Below are 18754 nucleotides of genomic sequence, written 5' to 3'. Positions count from 1 at the left end.
CTTCATGAAGAACGCTTATCACCTATTTGGCGATTCCCATTTCCATATCTTTTAACGCCTCAGCATCTACTTTACTTTTATTGTCAACACATCCTTTTTTGGCGCGCATATCGAAATACCCATAGCCACCCACTAGCAAGAAACAAATAGCGGGAACAACATAAGAGATTACTACTCCTGCGCTATCTATAATAGCGGCTTGGAATAACGGCATAATTGCCCCGCCCAGTATTGCCATTACAAGACCTGCAGCACCAAGCTTGGTATCTTCTCCTAATCCCTCAAGAGCAATACCGTAAATCGTAGGGAACATGAGTGATAAACATGCAGATATAGAAACAAGTGCAATTACGCCCGCTAAATTAGGTGACTGAGTCATAAAAATGCACAGCGCCATTGCGATTAGCGACATAATCATTAGAAGTCTCGCTGGATAAAGGTACTGCATGACCCACGTCATAACAAAACGAGAGATAAGAAACACAATCATACTGTATTGCAATATCTCACCACCACTAACCTCATTTCCACCCATAGCTGTCATAGCGTACTGAATAGTAAACGTCCAAACGCAGGTTTGCGCGCCAACGTTAAAGAACTGAGCCAATACACCAAAACGATAGTGCTTGTTTGCCACTAAGCGTTTTAGCGATGCACCAAGCTTAACGTCTTCTACTCTAGACTCTACCGACTCTTGAATGGGCGCTTTAATCAGTGCTATTGCAACCCAAACTAACACAAGCACACAAGCCATACCTACATAGGGCAGCATTACCGCATCAAGTTCAGCTCCGATAACAGATTTAAGCTCGCCTACGGACATGGCTGCCCGCTCTTCTGCTGAGGCTTGATTCAGGTTCGGTAGAATAAGGGTCGCGGCTAAAAATACCCCTAAGTTTGTACCCACAGGGTTGAACGCCTGGGCGAGATTGAGGCGGCGAGTAGCACTTTTCTCACTTCCCATAGCCATTACGTAAGGATTAGCTGAGGTCTCAAGAATAGATAGCCCACCCGCTAATACAAAGAGGGCGGCCAAGAAAAAGCCATAGGTCATAGTTTGACTGGCTGGATAAAACAAAAACGCTCCCGCAGCAGCACACCCTAATCCGGTGAGCACTCCCGTTTTGTAAGAAAAGCGTTTATTGATAAAGGCTGCAGGAATTGCCAGACAAAAGTACGCACCATAATAGGCAAACTGTACAAGTGCTGATTGCAGCGAAGACATGGTAAATATTTTACTAAACACTTTAACAAGTGGGTCAGTCATATTGGCAGCAACCCCCCATGCAGCGAAGCAAATTGTTAATAGTATAAAGGGAAGTAATGTGTCTTTGGAAACTAAAGGGGCGTTGTTTTTCATATAAACGGCCTTTTGCTTGTAAATAATTAGTTAACCAATTTAATCACCGCATTTTATCACTGTCAATAAATCAATTTAGTTTATTTAATTATAAAAAGGTAAAAATTTATACTTTGGATTAAAAGACTAATTAACAAAGCCCTCCACCCTCGAATAACGCATATTATCAAAAAACAAAATATAATATAAATATCAATAATATAAAAAGTAACGTTTGACGGTTTTATGTGAGCCACAATAACTATCTTCGACAATCGAACCTGCTTGAATTTTTAACCAAAATTAAACAAACCAGCAAAAACACATAAATAAACACGGTTGATTTAATCGATACATTTAGATAGATTTCGTCTTGCCTTAAGAAAGTGTTAACACGCTGTTATTTCAATTGGTTCATTTTTTATAGATTTAACAAGGAATTAGCGGGCTACAGACAAGAAATACCTTTGTATTTTTCGTCACAAGGTCATAACAGTTCAAACTCGCAACGTATTTTAATTGAGAGAAAAATGATGGATAAACCTATCTCCTTCTGCACGGCTAAGACAATATCGCAATTTTTCTTTGCAGCGCTTATATCAAGTACGCTCGTATTTTCTACTACCGGTTTAGCATCACAAGGTAACTGGCAAGAAGCGTTCGACTTTCAAGCTAGTTACACCGGCGAGTCAGCGACAAATATTGAGGGAGGTCAGCGACGAGGTAGTGCTTACGCGGGACAGCTTTTTATAGGAGGAGAATTAGATTTAAATACCTTGCTAGATTGGGACGACACTAAAGTTCATATTGCGATGACCAATCGACATGGAAAAAACCTAGCAGAGCATTACATCGGCAATAGCACTTCTGTGCAGGAAATATTTGGTGGTCAAAACACTCGTCTTGCTCGCTTTACTATTTCATCAACATTTCTTGACGGTGACTTGGAAGTAGAAGGTGGACGCACAGTGGCCAACATCAGTTTTTTGGGGTCTGAGCTTTGCCAATACTTTCAAACAAACGCAGCGTGCGGCAACCCCACGTTTGTTTTTAGAACCAGTAACTTTACCTGGTGGCCTGTGTCGAGTTGGGGCGGACATGCAAAATACTGGCTTTCACCAAAGACCTACTTCCATACAGGAATATATGAAGACAATACCAGCCATCAAGACCTGGGGGACCACGGATTTGATTGGGCTACAAATGAGGCCACCGGCGTCGTAGTTCCGTTTACGCTAGGTTATCAAACCACGTGGAATGATGACGAGCTTCCAAAAAGATATGAGATTGGCGGTTGGTACGATGGTGCTGATTATACCGATCCTGTATTTGATGATGAGGGCAACTATGCAGCACAGTCAGGAAATGGTTATGCAGTTAGGAACGGTCGCTCGGGTATATTCGCACGCTTTGAACAAACCGTTACTCGCCCTAACCCACTTACAAAAGAAGGACTAACGCTGTTTGGCGCTGTGCTAACCGGCACTTCAGGCGAATTAATCGAAGACTACTATATAAAAGCGGGTTTCGTATTGCGCGGTACATTTGCCTCACGTCCTGACGATACCATTGGTTTTGTATATACCCGCCAGCAGTATAGTAACGAAGCACTAGAAGACCAGCGTATTCAGCGAGCTCTGAATGGCGGCGTTGGCACGCCGGCAAGTAGTCAAACTATGTTAGAGCTCAGTTATGGTTACCAACTTAACGAACACGTAAGAATTCAGCCAAACGTACACTATGTTATTAACCCCGACCAGTTCGCAGAGCGCGACAGAGTCAACGCGCTTGATGACGCAATTGTTATAGGCCTACGGTTCGACATAAACCTTGCGGCTCTTATTTTCCCTTAATTAAACGCGCCGAAAGGCGCGCTTTTTTTGGTGCCTTACTGTCTAGTGTTGAAATCAAGGATCCTCGTGCACTGAAGTTTAAATGGATATCTTTTCTCTATTGCCTTAGTGATCAATCCAAGTCCCCCATATTTATGTATTCACTACTATCTCAAGTACAAGGGGTTCGTCTATTTCGTGCCCCTTATTGAAGTATTCAGATTAATTAAGGATAAGGAATGACAGATTCAGTACTTTTTAGCACTTTTGATTGGGCAGGTAATACGCTTCAAAATCGAATGGTGTTGGCACCAATGACCCGAGGACGGGCAGGCGCCGATCGCATACCGAATAAAATTATGGGCGATCACTATGTCCAGCGGGCCAACGCGGGCCTCATTATCACAGAAGCTACAGCCATTTCAGAAGAAGGTATTGGATGGGTTGATACTCCAGGAATTTACACCGACGAAATGGTAGATGGCTGGCGCTCTATTGTGGACCGCGTTCACCAAGCTGGCGGAAAAATTATCTTGCAGCTATGGCATACTGGGCGTGCGTCACATAGTGACTTTCATAACGGTGAACTGCCCTTATCAGCCTCAGCAATAAAGATTGAAGGTGATGAGATCCACACACCAAAAGGTAAAAAGCCTTACGAAGTGCCAAAGGCAATGACCTATGATGACATTAAGCGAACTGTTGAAGATTTCAAAAAGGCGGCGGTTAATGCGAAAGCGGCAGGCTTCGACGGCGTTGAAGTTCACGCAGCTAATGGCTATCTTATCAACCAATTTCTAGATAGCCGCAGCAATCAACGTGACGACGACTATGGCGGTAGCCTAGAGAATCGCTATCGCTTCTTAGCAGAAGTCATGGACACTGTACTAAGCGTATGGTCAAGTGAGCAAGTGGGCGTTAGATTATCGCCAAACGGTGTCTTCAACGACATGGGTGCCGATGATTTCCGCGAAACCTACACTTATGTTGCGCAACAGCTCAATAAATTAAACATAGGCTATCTTCACGTTATGGACGGCCTAGCGTTTGGTTTTCACGAGCGTGGCGAGGCTATGACGCTTGCCGAGTTCAGAGCTTTGTATGACGGCATGCTCATGGGTAACTGTGGCTATACAAAAGAAGAAGCAGAGAAACGCTTGTCTGCTGGCGATGGCGACATGATAGCCTTCGGTAGACCATGGATAACCAATCCAGACCTACCTACTCGTTTCAAGCACGATTACCCGCTCGCATCATTCGACGACCCATCTACTTGGTATGGTGGTTCAGAAGAAGGCTATAACGATTATGAAACTTACCGCGAAGAAAGTGGAAAAGACGCCATGACGTCTCTTACTTAGGCATAATCGCGCTTCACTTTTTGTTGGTAAAAAGAGAAAGGCAGAGCTTCCCGCTCTGCCTTTCTATTATGCGCGCTTTAGCGCAATTAAACCTGGCCTACAGATAAAGGCTAAACCATTAATTGAATGACTTTTTCTGAGCAGCTAACACAGCGAGCTTTTCCAAACACGACATCCAGGCATAGTTATGTTGTTCGCACTCTTGCTTGTTCACAAACCCTTGCTGCAAAAGCACGAGCCTAACGTTGTTTCCTTCGGTTTCTTCAAAGTGTATATCTACTGTTGTTATTATCGACTCTTCAATGTCGTCTTCCCATGCCCAGGAAAACGATAGCTGTTCATTTGCTAATATAGTCACGTATTCACCGGTCAAAGACATTTCAATGCCGCTGGGGTCCATCATTTTTATGCGATAACGCCCGCCCTCTTTAAAGTCGCACATGATTTGTGTCACTGAACAATCACCCGGCGCAAACCATTCAGACAGATATTCAGGTTCGTGAAATGCTGCAAAAACAAAGGGCAATGATGCATCTAGCGTTACATCAATTTTAAACTCGTGCATAAAGCCGCCTTAAATAGTCTTCAAGATTAAGAGTCGTTGTATCTTTTATTTTAAGATAAAGGCGTGAGCTTACCAGCGCCATTAATCTTTCATACAAAAAAATCCCGAGCCCGCGTAAGGAAAGGCTCGGGATAAGGAGTACATCCTCAACATTTTTTATCGACTGCTCAATGCAACTTCTTGAGCTAAATAATGACGCTATGCCCCTTTCATCAGTGAGTCCATGCTGGCTTTACTGCCGAAGTGCTGCGAACTAACTCTTTCACTCACCGATAAATACAAGCTGTCGATGTCTGCATTTGCCATAAAATTCTCACAAAAACCTGGCACGTGTGGCTCGATAAAATGTTTAGCGGCTAACATGAAATGGGCAATGAGCTGCTTGACGTTATCGGTTCCCATGGCTATGCGCATAGTGGTTAATTCAATCCCAGCTTTTTTCTGTTCTTCTGTACTAAGTTCAGAGTGAGACGTCAACGCAGGGCATAGAATAATCGTGTTGTTCTGGCCAATACTCACTTGATGACTAAACGCGGGCTCTAGAGCATCAAAGAAGCGAACGAATACATCGCGAGGTAAGTTTGCCGGCGCCATATCAACGGTAAACAACGTACACGGCCAGCCATGTGTATGCTGTTTCTCGCGCAGCCCAGCATTACTGTGTTCAGGCAACGCGTGGCAGTTAACGCGAATTTTATCGTGAGCATTAAGAAATGCAGTAAAGACTTGCGTGTTGATCACTTTCGTCATCATGCGTTGTTCAAGGGTCTTCATACCGTTTAATACGTCAAAGGCCTTTTCAGAATCTAAGAACGCGCCTTTAATGTAATACACATCCCAGAACATGGTTTCTGACCAGTCTACACCATTGGCGGAACTGCCTTTAGGTTGGAACATGAGATGCCCCTCCCCTATCACCACGCCCGCCGTGGTTGCGCCACTTCCACACAAATCTTTGGTGTAGCTGTGGATCACATAGTCTGGTCGAGCAGCCTTATTTTTGTGCTGCAGGGGCTGATGTAAAACAGGCGTAGCAAGCGTTGAGTCCAACATCACCAACGCATTTTGTGCGTGAGCCAGTTCACAGATGCCCGGTACATCCAATACATAACCATGTGGATTACAAGGCGACTCTAGATACACATGCATCTTCGCGCCATTATTTAAGCGAGACGCATGCTCAGTTTTCGTTGTTTGCATAAATTCAGCAAAGCTTTGCGCGTCATAACCGTCAAACCACGCAAGTTGAATATCCATGCGGTTGCTGCGAGCGAAATAATCATGGAGCAACTGATAGACGCCACCGTACACGTTTCTAGAAACGATAAGTACATCGCCGTGACTTAGTACATTTGATAAACAGGCATCAATTGCCGCCATGCCTGAATTAAAGTTCCATGCAAGATAATCGGCGGCGTAAGGGCCCGCTTCCATATCTACAATAGCGTTAGCAAGAGAGATATTAGTTGGGTTTAATAATCGCGAGTAAATTTGGTGAGTAAACTCTTTGCCTTGAAACGCATCATCTACCCACTCGGTACAGGCATAGACATAGGTTGCCGTTCGCACGACCACTGGCGTTGCAGAGAAGAGCGCGGTGACGTTGTCAAATAGAGGATAGTGCCCTTGCGAGCCATTTCCGCTTGATAAACTCTGGTAAGTTGCGCGAAAGGGATTTTGTAACGTATCTAGAATTTTAGCAATCTGGAAAGAAAGAAACTTTTTAGCATTGAAGTACGCGACTCTGTCTTCTTTATCAAGTCCTTGCAAGGTATTGCTGGTAATGTCCCACAATTGCATTACGCTTGCTTGTGCGCCGTAAAGGTGATGTGCAGTACTCGCAAGTGCTTTACCGTAATCGCTTGCTGAATCGATACCAAAGTGAGCGAGCTGTTCATCCACCAGAGCCTGCGTGGTTTCAGCTTGGGTTGTGTTACGCTTTGGAGAGAGTACTTTAGCGTGCTTCACATCAATATGTGTTGCTAGTGGTTTTTGGGCATTATTTTCTGACTGCATGACGATTCCGTTGCGAATTAACTTCAGGTGCAATCAACGTTGCACCAACACCATTTACAAAAATGTAAAACTTAAATCACACTTTTAGAACAACCTGCTGAACGATTTTAGTTGTACGTCTAGGAAAGAAATGTTTACTTACCATGCGTTAAGCGACCAGCCGCGAGGGATTTGGGAATGATAAAACTGACAATACTAAGCGATGAAGCCCATGAAATTGCTGAGGCTTTACAACAGAAAATTGCTGATAGTGATGCATTGCGAGGAACAAATCGTGAGTCATTGCTAACAATAGACCAGGTTACATGCCATCCTGATCAAGTAGATACCGATAATGTGACCGTACTACTTTCCGACCCAGATCTTACCGCTGTTATTATTGATAAGTGTTCGGCGCTAAAGTGGTGTCAGTCAACATGGGCAGGTAATGCACCGCTTCTCAACGCAGGCAGAAAAGATTATGTGCTCACTGGGTTAAAGGGAATTTTTGGCAAGCTCATGCGTGAATATGTATTTGCCTATCTACTCCAGCATGCAAGAAATTTAAACGCTTTTGAAAAAAATCAGCGGGCAGCCACGCCTAAGTGGGAGGCATCGCCTCGCGCTGCGCTTAATGGGCAAACCCTTGGTGTTGTGGGTCTTGGCAACATCGGACAGGCGCTGATACCGGTAGCGAATGCTTTTGGAATGAAAGTGGTGGGTTTAACGCGAAGTGGTAACGATGTAAAAGGTGCTGAGCGCGTGTATACGCCAAGCGAAATAAAGGCTTTTTCCGGTGCCTGTGATCACATCGTTAATTTGATGCCAGACACGCCAACAACACAAAACTTGCTATCTTATGAATTTTTTAATGCTTTAAAACCTCACAGTATATTTATTAACGCAGGGCGCGGAAGTGCTGTAGACGATGAAGCATTAATCAGTGCGCTCGATAAAGGTACTCTTGCTCATGCCGTGCTCGATGTATTTCGGCATGAGCCGTTACCTCCTACTCACCGATTCTGGCAACACCCAAACATTACCATAACGGCTCATACGGCAGCGGAATCCCAGCCAAGTGATGTAGCAAGCGTGTTTTTAGAAAATGCTGAGCGCTATTTAGCGCGTTTGCCGCTTAAGTATCAGTTCGACTTTGCGAAGGGCTATTGATTATCCGATAGCCCATCTTTATCGCTTTTCTTTCTGCTAAAAAGTTTTAGCGCTAACCGCGAGGATCGGTAGCGGTAACCTCTATACGGTTGTGATGCTTTTCGTGAAACGCTAATAATTCTGGAAATGCCTTCATACTGTGTAATTCGCGAAACAGCACCCAGTCGATCATGGTATATAAGCAAATTTCTGGGTAAGTCCATCCGCTAAAACCACCAGCATCAAGCTGGTCAACTAACGCGGTAAGCACAGCTTCAATTCTTTCATTTTGAAGCCTGAAATACATTTTATCTTCACTAATATCAAAGTCTGAACGCTTAAGAAGCATGAGTTGTACAAACGAATCGTTAGCTGCATCTATCAAGGTCAATTGATTTTCTTCTTCCCAAGTTAAGCCGTCGTGATCAAGCTTGTCGGCAAGATAGTTATAAATAATGCGGGAATCAAAAATCATTTGCCCCTCGTCCTCAAGACAAGGCACTTTAAGCGTCGGGTTGCGGGAGGCGAGCAATTCTCGGTCTTCACCCGAAAATATTTGAAGGTTTAAAAATTCGTGCTCAGTGGAGGCGAGTACAATACGTATGCGGCGTACATAGGGAGAAGTCGTTGAGCCATACAATTTCATAACGCTATCCTAAACGTGGTCGTTTGATGAAATTAGTGTAGCCGGAATTTGAAAACAAAAGGAAGTATAAAAACAAGACAACCGATAGGCATACAAAATGATGCGATGTATGCCTATGGTTGTAGAAGTCATCAACGTTTAGCGCATTTTGAATCCGTACAAAAAGCGCTCACTATTTGAAAAAGCCTTATCGCTTTGCGAAGAACGCTAAACGCTGAAGCTCGCACCACAGCCACAGGTTGTAGTGGCATTGGGGTTTTGAACTAAAAACCGTGAGCCTTCTAGGCCATCTACGTAATCAACTACGCCACCAACAAGATATTGTAGACTCATCGGGTCAACCACCATGGTCACCGTGTCTTTCTCGATGGTCATATCGCCTTCGTTCACTTTCTCATCAAAAGTAAAACCATATTGAAAGCCAGAACAGCCACCACCTGTTACGTATACACGTAATTTCAAATCAGGATTTTCTTCTTCTGAAACAAGGGCTTTCACTTTCGCTGCTGCAGCGTCAGAAAACTCTATCGGCAACGCCGTTTCTACAGACATACCCACCTCTAAATTAACTTCGTGCTTACGCACTTTGTGCTTGCTCGCAATTATCTAATACTTGCGGATAGTAAGCAATTATTGGGGCAAAACTTAACGATTCAAGTTTATCCCCACCATCGAGCGAGCAATAAACTAAACGTAAAGATAGAAAAATAAAGCTAAGTAGTTAACACTGAAATACCAGAGCCCCTTTTTTTGGCTCTGTGCACTGAATCATTAAAATCGAGGCGCGCTAATGAATAATACCGATAATACGCTATTGCTTCCTTCTCCCCCTGCTTTGTTTGAGGATTTCGGGCAGTCTCGTTTTGATAGCAAAGAAGAATACAAGGACGCATTAGGAAAACAGCAAGAGAAGCTCTTTCACGTTCAACAATCTTACTTCCATCAGAAAAAGCGTGCGTTGGTCGTTTTTGAAGGCTGGGATGCGTCTGGTAAAGGTGGCGCGATAAGACGTATAACGGAGAAGTTAGACCCTCGTGGCGTAAGCGTATTTCCTGTCGCTAAGCCTGCAAAAGAGGACCAAGACAAGCATTTTCTCTATCGCTTTTGGCAGCACATCCCCTCTCCCGGCACCCTCAAGATATTCGACCGTTCACACTACGGTAGAGTACTGGTGGAGCGCGTTGACCAGCTTATCGACGAAAAGACCTATCAACGAGGTTATGACGAAATAAATGCGTTTGAAAAAACGCTCAGTGATAGCGGGGTACGTATTATTAAGCTCTTTATGCACATTTCACCGAAAGAGCAACGCGAACGTTTTGAGGAACGCCTTCACAATCCATTTAAACGCTGGAAGTTAACCGAAGAAGACTTACATAACCGTAAAATGCGAAAAGAATACGTTAAGGCAGTGAACGAGATGTTTGAACGTACTCACACAAGCTACGCGCCGTGGCGTATTATAAATGGGGAATACAAGTGGCAAGCACGGGTAGACGTATTAGACACTATTGTTGCTAGATTAAGCGAAGGCGTCGATATTTCTCCGCCTCAACTTGATGAGAACTTAATTGCACAGGCCTCTAAACAACTTGATGTAGATGAAGACCTTATCAACAGCTAGCGCACGTAACCGTTAGTCATAGCGTGCTGTAGCTCTGGTGAAAAAACGCTGTGGCACTGGTATAAAACCATTATAGTACTGGCTTCTATGCCAGGGCGCATTTCCCTGCCAGACTTAGCTGTTGCTGTCAGGTAACGTCACATTGAGTTCAAGTACGCTGCAATCGTCATTATTGTCCAGTTGCACCGACACTTGATCGTCAGCAATCGTCACATATTTGCGAATAACCTGAATAATTTCCTGCTGCATCATAGGCAGGTAATCAGGCTCAGTACGCCTTTTACGTTCGTGCGCAACAATGATCTGCAAACGCTCCTTGGCTACCGCCGCAGTGCTCGGCTTTTGCTTCTTCTTAAGCAGGTCGAAAATACCCATTACTTCCCTCCTAGCAGGCGCTTAAAGAACCCTTTTTTCTCTGCTTCAAGGAAACGATGTGGAACAGTTTCGCCCAGCAGACGTTTGACGGCGTCAGCATAAGCTTGTCCTGCATTGGCATCTTCGTCAAGAATAACGGGTTGACCTTGGTTAGACGCTTTTAAAACCGCTTCAGATTCAGGAATAACACCTAATAGCGGTATAGCCAATATTTCTTCAACATCAGCAACACTCAACATTTCAGCGCTTTCTACGCGGGTTGGGTTGTAGCGGGTTAGCAAAAGATGCTCTTTAACTGGCTCGCCTTTCTCAGCGCGCATAGACTTGCTTTGCAATATACCCAAAATGCGGTCTGAATCTCGTACTGATGATACCTCTGGATTGGTAACAACAATAGCTTCATCAGCAAAGTACAACGCCATTTGTGCCCCCTGCTCAATACCCGCAGGTGAATCACAAATGATAAATTCGAAGTCTTTTTTCAGTTCATCAAGCACCGCTTGAACACCATCAACCGTAAGCGCATCTTTATCTCGCGTTTGAGACGCTGGAAGAATAAACAAGTTTTCTGTGCGCTTGTCTTTAATCAAGGCCTGCTTGAGCGATGCCTCTTTATTAATAACATTTACGAAATCGTAAACAACGCGGCGTTCGCATCCCATTATAAGGTCAAGGTTTCGCAAACCCACATCAAAATCTATCACTACCGTTTTATGACCTGCTAACGCAAGCCCCGTACTTATTGCTGCACTCGATGTAGTCTTACCTACACCACCTTTTCCTGAGGTTACTACGATAATCTTTGCCATCTATTCTTTCCTATTGGTGCGTACAAAGCATTAAGCCAACGGCTCTATACGTAATGTTTCTTCTTCTAAATATACTTGTGCAGGCTTCTTCCAGCATTCACCTTTAACGGTTTCGTGCATGATAAATTGCCCTGCAATTGAAATGAGTTCCGCGTCTAGCGACTGACAAAATACACGGGCCCCCGTGTTACCTTTAACACCGGCCAGCGCGCGCCCGCGCAACGTGCCGTAAACATGTATGTTGCCATCGGCGAGAAGTTCAGCACCTTCGCTAACCGACGCTGTCACCACCAAATCACCGCCTTCAGCATAAACTTGCTGACCTGACCGAACCGGGCGGTTTATTACTTTGGCTGGTTTAATTTCAGCTTTCAAAGGCCTTACCGCAGATGGCGGAGCATCACTGCCTGATGACGGTTTCGCGGCGCTAGTTGATGACTGCTGTGCCTGACTGTCGCCGTTATTTTCACTACTATTTCCGTTGCTCGCAGTAGCTTGCTGAGAGGGATTTTGCGAGCGAAGTACACTATCGGTAAACTTGCTCTGGCTGACATCTGCCAAGCCCAAATCGTTAATGGTTGGCTTAAGTTCAGCCACCTCTCCTTTCACCGCCATGGGTTGTAACTGCAAGCGACGACACAGCGCTACAAGCAATTCAAACTCAGTAGCTGACAAGGGTTTTATCAGGTGCAATATCAGTGAGGAACGGGTAAAAAACTGCGGCGCGCTCGCAATCTTTTGCGATAGCTGAGCTTCGAAGTTATCTGGTTCAAAATCTATTACTTCTAACACAATACTGGTGAGCGTAGTGCCCTTCATGCGAAAGCAAGTTTCTGTCATTTTTTCTTCCCGAAAAGGCGTTGCTTTTACCTTGGTACTAGCAAAACCTATTAGCGCAATAGTTTGTCGCCGTCTTACGCAGCGATTCAAATAGTTTCAATGGGTCACTGTATCAAAAAACCTCCGTACATACAGCAACTGTAATGCCCTTTTCACTGCTGTGTTAGCCAATATTATGCCAATAAGCGAATTATTTTTAACGAACAAAGGGATTCACCAATATTGCTTCAGAATTGAAGGTTATTTCACCATAAAAAAAGTGCGGTAAAACACCGCACTTTTTTAATACTACATCTCTGTTTTAAGCGCTTAAGGACGAGTAAGTGCTTTAGGGTCGAGCAAGGTTTCTAGCTCATCTCTGGGTATATCTGTCATGGCCTCGGCAACGTCAATAACCGGTTTATTCTCTTTATATGCCGCTTTGGCTATTTCGGCTGCTTTTGCATAGCCAATGACAGGATTGAGGGCGGTAACCAATACTGGGTTTCGATAGAGCGGTGTCTCAATGTTATCTTTATTAACAGTGAAACCTTCAATGGCTTGCTCGCCGATAAGCTTGGCGCTGTTGGTCATTAGCGACAAGCTTGATAATAGATTATTAGCAATCATAGGCAGCATGACGTTTAGCTCAAAATTACCCGACTGCCCTCCCACTGTTATGGCTGCATCGTTGCCTATAACTTGTGCACAGGCCATCGCCACCGCCTCGGGGATCACTGGATTCACCTTTCCTGGCATAATTGACGAGCCAGGCTGTAATGCAGGTAAGGCAATTTCACCAAGACCAGCAAGCGGCCCCGAATTCATCCAACGCAAATCGTTAGCTATTTTCATGAGCGTAACCGCAAGACTTTTGGTCGCGCCAGATAATGTGACTGCGGTATCTTGAGAACCAATAAGCGCAAAGAAATTGTCTGCCGGTTTAAAGCCTACATCGGTAAGCGCATTTAAACTATCGGAAAAGGTAACCGCGAATTCCGGGTGTGCATTTACGCCTGTACCTACGGCGGTACCGCCCTGAGCAAGAGTTTGAATAGCAGGTTGCACTGCACGCAGTGTTTTAACTTGCTGCTTAAGCTGTGCTGCCCACGCTAACAAACTTTGGTCCATTCCTACCGGCATGGCATCCATTAAATGGGTGCGCCCTGTTTTGCTGTACTGCGACACCGACTTTGCTTTTACCTCGATGATGCCAATTAGGCTTTCGACAGCCGGTATAAGCTCGTTTGTAAGCGCCATGGCGCCACTAACATGAATAGTTGTTGGTATGACATCATTAGAACTTTGACCATAGTTAACATGGTCATTGGGGTGAACCTCTTCATCTGCGTAACCCGAAGCCAATTTCCCAATGACTTCGTTCGCGTTCATATTGGTACTTGTCCCCGAGCCCGTTTGAAAAATATCGACGGGAAAATGCTGCACAATATCTTCAAGAGAAAGTAACTCGTCACAGGCTTTAACAATGGCTTGCCCACGATTACTATCAAGAGCGTTGAGTTTCATATTGGCTTGTGCTGCCGCTTTTTTCACTGTAACAAGTGAACGTATAAAAGCTTCAGGCATACGCTGCCCGCTTACTGGAAAGTTTTGAATAGCCCGCTGAGTTTGCGCGCCGTAAAGCGCATTTTCAGGGACTTGAAGTTCTCCCATGCTATCGCGTTCTGTGCGTGTTGCTGTCATTACTCGTATCCTTGTGTTGGTGAAACTCGTGTTATGTGGCATGCCCATAAGCGCTTACGCGTCATTCACATTGGTGCAGGCGACTCTGTAAGCTTTCTATTCTGTAAGCTCTCTAAAGAAAATAGGGCACTAGCAAATGCATATCTATTTTTATTCTTGCAAGCGCAATTCGATCACTCTCGCTGCGAGCATAGCGCTCAGCTTTAAGCAGAGGCTTGTAAAGATGCGCTAAACAACTGTAACGCCAGTGCTGACTGACCATTGGGTCGCACATGGTTTCATAAAGCACTTCAACTGCATTTTGGTAGACAGAAAATTTGTCGCTATCGCTTGGCAACAAATCAGCAATGCAGGTTACGCCATCAAGATTATATATATTCAATACATCCAGCTCATCTGCGCTGTTTCCGAGTCGAACTTGTTGCTGTACATTGCTTATCGATGACATAGGCTTCCTTGTGCGTTAAAAGTTATGAAAGACGAATCAAACGCCCCCTAAGCACAAATACAAATGATAACCATTAACATATACAATGATCCAGTGGTATTCTTTCCCGTATAGTTAACCGAGTCTTCTTATTCCACCGAAAGGTGCAGTTACTTTAAATTCAAAGGATAATTTTTATGATCAAGAAATTACTTGGTGGCACAGCCCTCTTCTTTTTGGCCTCTAGTGCATTCGCTAATGATTGTGAGGTTACTGTAGAATCAAACGATGCCATGCAGTTCAACACCTCGAACGTGACCATTCCGGCGAGCTGTAGCGAATTTACGGTGACACTTAAACACACTGGCCAATTGCCGAAACAATCTATGGGCCACAATTGGGTTATGACGACTAAAGCCGATGGTCAAGCTGTGGCAACCGATGGCATGAGTGCAGGGTTAGATAACAACTATGTAAAGCCTAATGATGAGCGCGTTATCGGCGCTACAGATATTATCGGTGGTGGCGAGCAAACCTCAACTACGTTTTCTGTTGAAGGCTTGAGCAAAGATGAAGAATATATGTTTTTCTGCTCATTTCCAGGCCATATCGGCATTATGAAAGGTACGGTGACCCTTTCTAGCTAGCAGTTCACTTATACCAGTCTGCATAGATTGGTATTAAACAGGCGCGCCTTTAACGGTGCGCCCTAGTTTGGACAGCAGTACTCCAGCATTAAAGTTGTAACGGGCACGACATCTTAAATAGAAAAAGATATGAGAATGAAGTGCAAAAAGGGCCCCCCAAACGTTGCAGCAAAAGCACTGCTTAAAACCACTTACTCAATCTCTACAGAAAGGGCCTCGCTCCATGGAACCCCTATCTCATAAGTACCCTTTCGAGTTTTGTATTGATAAACTGATGTAGTGAACTCAACGGATTCCACATCGATATCTTTATCAATGGTGAGGATAACGTTAACCGCTTGGAAAAAACGAAACCGATACTTAACGTTCTCTGCTAACAGGTTCGACTCACCAGATTTGAGAGTAATAGGTTCGCCGTTTTTTTTACCTACAACAGCAATCGTTAAATCGCCATTTATCACCGCCTTTTGCTGTTTTGACTGCAATAAAACCAACCTTAATTGATATGTAGTGTCGCTTAGTTTGAAAACCTCTACCCCTTCGATAGCAAAGCCGTCTTCAGTTTTTTCTGGCGCCATTACCCGTTCGTAAAAGCTGATTAACTCTTGCTGAGCTTCTATCTCTTTTTTCTGTTCACTGAGTGTATTAACAATTTTTTCAGCTTCTAACGACGCAATCTCAACGGCCACTTCAAGCTGATTCACTTTAGTCGTTAACGCATTGTTCTCTTCAGACAAAATAGCAATTGTCTCTTGCTGCGCATGAACTTTTTTACTGTCGCCCTCGTCAATCATACGGGCGAGTTTATAACCAAATCCCACCATGCCTAGCATTATAAAAGCCACTAGCAGTGACCATTTGTAGTTTCCTAAAATGTGTTTTAACTGATCGGTTGTCATGATCTCTATATCAACAAAAATGCAAAACGCTAACGCGTTCTAAATATTATGAATTTTAAGTGTTTATGGTAAGCTGCTAGCTACGTTAACCTACTGTAACACAACATGCGCTTGCAGGCTTTAAGAGAGGAAGTAGCTCACCCACGCACATCCATTCAGTTGTGCATGCTGGGCATTGTAGGGGGAACCTGCGCGGCGCTTATTATTATCTTGTTCCGGCTATGTGTGGAATGGCTGCAAGAAACAGGCGTATCGTCGCTTAAATCGGTTCTCACTCACGATTGGTTAGTATGGTTTATCATGCCCTTGATAAGTGTGGGGCTGATACTCTTCATTGCTTTTCTAACTGGCTTCAAACATTACCGCCTTGGTATTCCCTTCGTTATTCACCGGGTAAAATATTATTATGGCTATGTGCCTCTAAGAACCACCATCAACCAATTTTTTGGCGGTATGCTTGCGTTAGCGGGCGGGTTTGTAGTGGGAAGAGAAGGCCCCTCAGTACACATGGGCGCGTCAAGTAGCAGCTTTTTAGGCCAGTGGCTTCGCCTTCCTTACAACAGTATTCGAATACTTGCTGGCTGCGGTATTGCTGCTGGTATATCTGCCTCGTTTAATACCCCCTTCGCCGCAGTTATCTTCGTAATGGAAGTTGTGCTCCGAGAATACAAAATCCATATCTTTGTTCCCATCATGCTAGCTGCAGCCTGCGGTTCGGTACTTACGCGTATCGTGTTTGGTGAGGTCAACGAACTGTCATTCTTATCGTTTAACGCGTTTAGTCAATGGATGTACTTTTACTTGGTTCTTTTAGGCATTCTTTTAGGTGTCTTAGCTGTATTATTTAACAGTCAGCTAATGCGTGTTATGACACTTTTTAGACCGGTATCTATGGTGTGGCGACTTGTACTCGCAGCTTTGATTACAGGCACTATTGGCATGTTCATTCCTGAGGCTCTTGGCGCTAATTTTATAGACGTTGAGCATTTGTTTGATAGCTCCCCTGGCGCGCTCCTGCTTGTTTCAACCTTGGTGTTCAAAGTAATTTTAGCGGTTTTTGCCATTGGCTTGGGCATACCAGGAGGGATAATAGGTCCAGTAATGGTGATCGGAATGCTAGCGGGTGCAGTGCTTCTTTTACCATTATCTTACTTTATTGATGTTCCCGAATTTACTAATAGCTTTGCGCTACTAGGCATTGCAGGTATGTTGACTGCAGTACTACATGCCCCGCTTGCAGCCCTATCAGCGGTTATGGAGCTTTCTTACAGCCCGCAAATTATATTGCCGGCCATGCTTGTTATCGTGCCAGCTTATGTTACTTCCACGCAATTTTTTGGAAACCGATCCATATTTATACGGCAGCTTGACTATCAGAACCTGCCCTACGCGATTTCTTCAATTCGAGAAGCGCTGGAGAAAACTGGGGTACTCGCTGCAATGAATACCGAATACAAGTTGTTTCACGATGCTCCAGAAGCTGCACTTTTCAATTATTTAGAAAGTAATCCAACACAAATTGTCGTTCAAAAATCAAAGTTTGAAATAGATGTGCAGTATAAACTGGTCCAATACAATGTCAGTCTGGAACACGATGCGACGGCGCTTAACTACTACGAGATGGAAGGCATTAGCGCCCAGTCAACGCTGCACGAGGTGTATGAACATCTCAAAAATTCGCGCTCTGGCGCAGTTTATATTTACGATCAAGAACTTAACGATATTATTGGCGTAGTTACCTGGAATATCTTGCAAAGTTTTTTACAGAAGGCGCAATATTAATATGTACATTTTATGGTTTAAGGCACTGCATATCTTTTTCATGTTGGCGTGGATGGCAGGGCTTTTTTATCTACCACGGCTTTTTGTGTATCACGCCACCACTCAATCACAAGTTGTAAAAGACGAATTTAAAGTTATGGAGCGTCGGCTATGGTTCTTCGTAACCCCGTTCGCCTTGTTAACTCTAGCATTCGGCGTTGCACTTATTGTCAGTTATGGCGGTACATGGTTTAAAATGTCAGGGTGGCTTCACATAAAGTTATTGCTTTTACTTGCTATTTACGGGTACCACTTCTATTTGTTTAAGTTGTTGAAGCAATTTGAGCGAGACGAAAATAGGCATTCTCCTCGCTTTTACCGTTTTTTGAATGAGGTACCGGTATTGGCTATACTCGCTATTGTTTGTTTGGCGGTAGTAAAGCCTCTTTAGCGAAAAATTCACCCCTTTGGGGCTTGATAAAAGGAGTATCGAGCCCTGAAGCGATAAACCAGCAATAACGACTGTAAGCGCAAGAAAGCACCGGGTTAAAGCTGTTTCTCGGATTTAAATAAATGTAATTATCGGAATACGACATGGACGACAGTAATCAACACCTTAAAGATTTGCTCAAACAAACAGATTTGGCCTTCAAAGCCTTGATGAGGGAACCGGCTTCCTTGCGGTTAAACGAACAATACGAAAAAGCGAAGCTGGAACTAGACAGTTACACAGCTTCCCTCAAACACACATTAAATCAGCGCCAGCATCAGCGACAGCGATAGCTGCAAAACTTAATGTGCA

The 18754-nt window shown here is 44.2% G+C and carries 19 protein-coding genes; 8 read left to right on the top strand and 11 right to left on the bottom strand.

The genetic code is table 11. The features are described 5' to 3' along the window. Positions 1–22: 22 nt before the first annotated feature. Entirely contained in the window at positions 23–1360 is a 1338-nt protein-coding gene (gene fucP / locus GVO62_RS03670) for an L-fucose:H+ symporter permease (RefSeq protein WP_159117784.1), read from the bottom strand. A gap of 512 nt (positions 1361–1872) precedes the next feature. Between fucP and GVO62_RS03665 the strand changes: the two genes are divergently transcribed. Both GVO62_RS03665 and GVO62_RS03660 read left to right on the top strand, forming a co-directional pair. Further along, positions 1873–3192 (top strand): carbohydrate porin, encoded by a 1320-nt coding sequence (locus tag GVO62_RS03665; protein ID WP_159117783.1) that lies wholly within the window; start codon positions 1873–1875, stop codon positions 3190–3192. 218 nt (positions 3193–3410) lie between these two features. After that, positions 3411–4532, top strand: a complete 1122-nt coding sequence (locus tag GVO62_RS03660) for an alkene reductase (protein WP_159117782.1) — start codon at positions 3411–3413, stop codon at positions 4530–4532. 118 nt (positions 4533–4650) lie between these two features. On the opposite strand, the gene GVO62_RS03655 is transcribed toward GVO62_RS03660, so the two are convergent. Together GVO62_RS03655 and GVO62_RS03650 are read right to left on the bottom strand one after the other, a co-directional pair. Beyond that, complete coding sequence (locus GVO62_RS03655) at positions 4651–5097, bottom strand: SRPBCC family protein (RefSeq protein ID WP_159117781.1); 447 nt, start codon at positions 5095–5097, stop codon at positions 4651–4653. Positions 5098–5295: 198 nt separating this feature from the next. Further along, positions 5296–7113, bottom strand: a complete 1818-nt coding sequence (locus tag GVO62_RS03650) for a trans-sulfuration enzyme family protein (protein ID WP_159117780.1) — start codon at positions 7111–7113, stop codon at positions 5296–5298. A gap of 177 nt (positions 7114–7290) precedes the next feature. On the opposite strand from GVO62_RS03650, the gene GVO62_RS03645 reads away from it, so the two are divergent. After that, entirely contained in the window at positions 7291–8262 is a 972-nt protein-coding gene (locus GVO62_RS03645) for a D-2-hydroxyacid dehydrogenase (protein ID WP_159117779.1), read from the top strand. 52 nt (positions 8263–8314) lie between these two features. On the opposite strand, the gene GVO62_RS03640 is transcribed toward GVO62_RS03645, so the two are convergent. Next, complete coding sequence (locus tag GVO62_RS03640; RefSeq protein ID WP_159117778.1) at positions 8315–8887, bottom strand: glutathione S-transferase family protein; 573 nt, start codon at positions 8885–8887, stop codon at positions 8315–8317. A 207-nt stretch (positions 8888–9094) separates the two neighbouring features. Further along, on the bottom strand, positions 9095–9439 hold the full coding sequence (gene erpA / locus GVO62_RS03635) for an iron-sulfur cluster insertion protein ErpA (protein WP_105929654.1): 345 nt from the start codon (positions 9437–9439) through the stop codon (positions 9095–9097). Between the two features lie 238 nt (positions 9440–9677). On the opposite strand from erpA, the gene GVO62_RS03630 reads away from it, so the two are divergent. After that, complete coding sequence (locus GVO62_RS03630; RefSeq protein WP_159117777.1) at positions 9678–10511, top strand: polyphosphate kinase 2 family protein; 834 nt, start codon at positions 9678–9680, stop codon at positions 10509–10511. A 114-nt stretch (positions 10512–10625) separates the two neighbouring features. On the opposite strand, the gene minE is transcribed toward GVO62_RS03630, so the two are convergent. The 5 genes from minE to GVO62_RS03605 form a co-directional block, all read right to left on the bottom strand. Continuing rightward, positions 10626–10886: a cell division topological specificity factor MinE gene (gene minE / locus GVO62_RS03625; protein WP_105929466.1), complete on the bottom strand. Its 261-nt coding sequence runs from the start codon at positions 10884–10886 to the stop codon at positions 10626–10628. After that, a complete protein-coding gene (minD, locus tag GVO62_RS03620; RefSeq protein WP_105929465.1) occupies positions 10886–11695 on the bottom strand; it encodes a septum site-determining protein MinD in 810 nt (269 codons plus the stop codon). Before minD ends, minE begins: the two co-directional genes overlap by 1 nt. Before the next feature lie 30 nt (positions 11696–11725). Next, a complete protein-coding gene (minC, locus tag GVO62_RS03615) occupies positions 11726–12535 on the bottom strand; it encodes a septum site-determining protein MinC (protein WP_159117776.1) in 810 nt (269 codons plus the stop codon). A gap of 309 nt (positions 12536–12844) precedes the next feature. Next, positions 12845–14218, bottom strand: a complete 1374-nt coding sequence (locus GVO62_RS03610) for a class II fumarate hydratase (RefSeq protein WP_159117775.1) — start codon at positions 14216–14218, stop codon at positions 12845–12847. Between the two features lie 112 nt (positions 14219–14330). Then, on the bottom strand, positions 14331–14666 hold the full coding sequence (locus tag GVO62_RS03605) for a hypothetical protein (RefSeq protein WP_159117774.1): 336 nt from the start codon (positions 14664–14666) through the stop codon (positions 14331–14333). A 176-nt stretch (positions 14667–14842) separates the two neighbouring features. On the opposite strand from GVO62_RS03605, the gene azu reads away from it, so the two are divergent. Next, the gene (azu, locus tag GVO62_RS03600) at positions 14843–15292 is read left to right on the top strand and encodes an azurin (protein WP_159117773.1); all 450 of its coding nucleotides are present in this window, start codon (positions 14843–14845) and stop codon (positions 15290–15292) included. Positions 15293–15483: 191 nt separating this feature from the next. On the opposite strand, the gene GVO62_RS03595 is transcribed toward azu, so the two are convergent. Then, positions 15484–16191, bottom strand: coding sequence for a DUF6776 family protein (locus GVO62_RS03595; RefSeq protein WP_159117772.1), 708 nt, complete (start codon positions 16189–16191; stop codon positions 15484–15486). A gap of 105 nt (positions 16192–16296) precedes the next feature. Here GVO62_RS03595 and GVO62_RS03590 point away from each other — a divergent pair, with 105 nt between their 5' ends. The 3 genes from GVO62_RS03590 to GVO62_RS03580 all read left to right on the top strand — a co-directional run bounded on the left by GVO62_RS03590 (position 16297) and on the right by GVO62_RS03580 (position 18735). Next, positions 16297–17973 (top strand): chloride channel protein, encoded by a 1677-nt coding sequence (locus GVO62_RS03590; protein WP_159117771.1) that lies wholly within the window; start codon positions 16297–16299, stop codon positions 17971–17973. Position 17974: 1 nt separating this feature from the next. After that, positions 17975–18403, top strand: a complete 429-nt coding sequence (locus GVO62_RS03585) for a CopD family protein (protein WP_159117770.1) — start codon at positions 17975–17977, stop codon at positions 18401–18403. 143 nt (positions 18404–18546) lie between these two features. Next, positions 18547–18735 carry a hypothetical protein gene (locus tag GVO62_RS03580; protein ID WP_105929653.1) on the top strand — a complete coding sequence of 63 codons (189 nt, stop codon included), beginning with the start codon at positions 18547–18549 and terminating at the stop codon, positions 18733–18735. The last annotated feature ends 19 nt before the right edge of the window (positions 18736–18754 follow it).

The sequence above is a fragment of the Alteromonas sp. KUL150 genome, assembly GCF_009811475.1.
Lineage (GTDB): Bacteria > Pseudomonadota > Gammaproteobacteria > Enterobacterales > Alteromonadaceae > Alteromonas > Alteromonas gracilis.
Note: the sequence above shows the minus strand (reverse complement) of the source record. Positions and strands in the feature narration are given on the sequence as shown.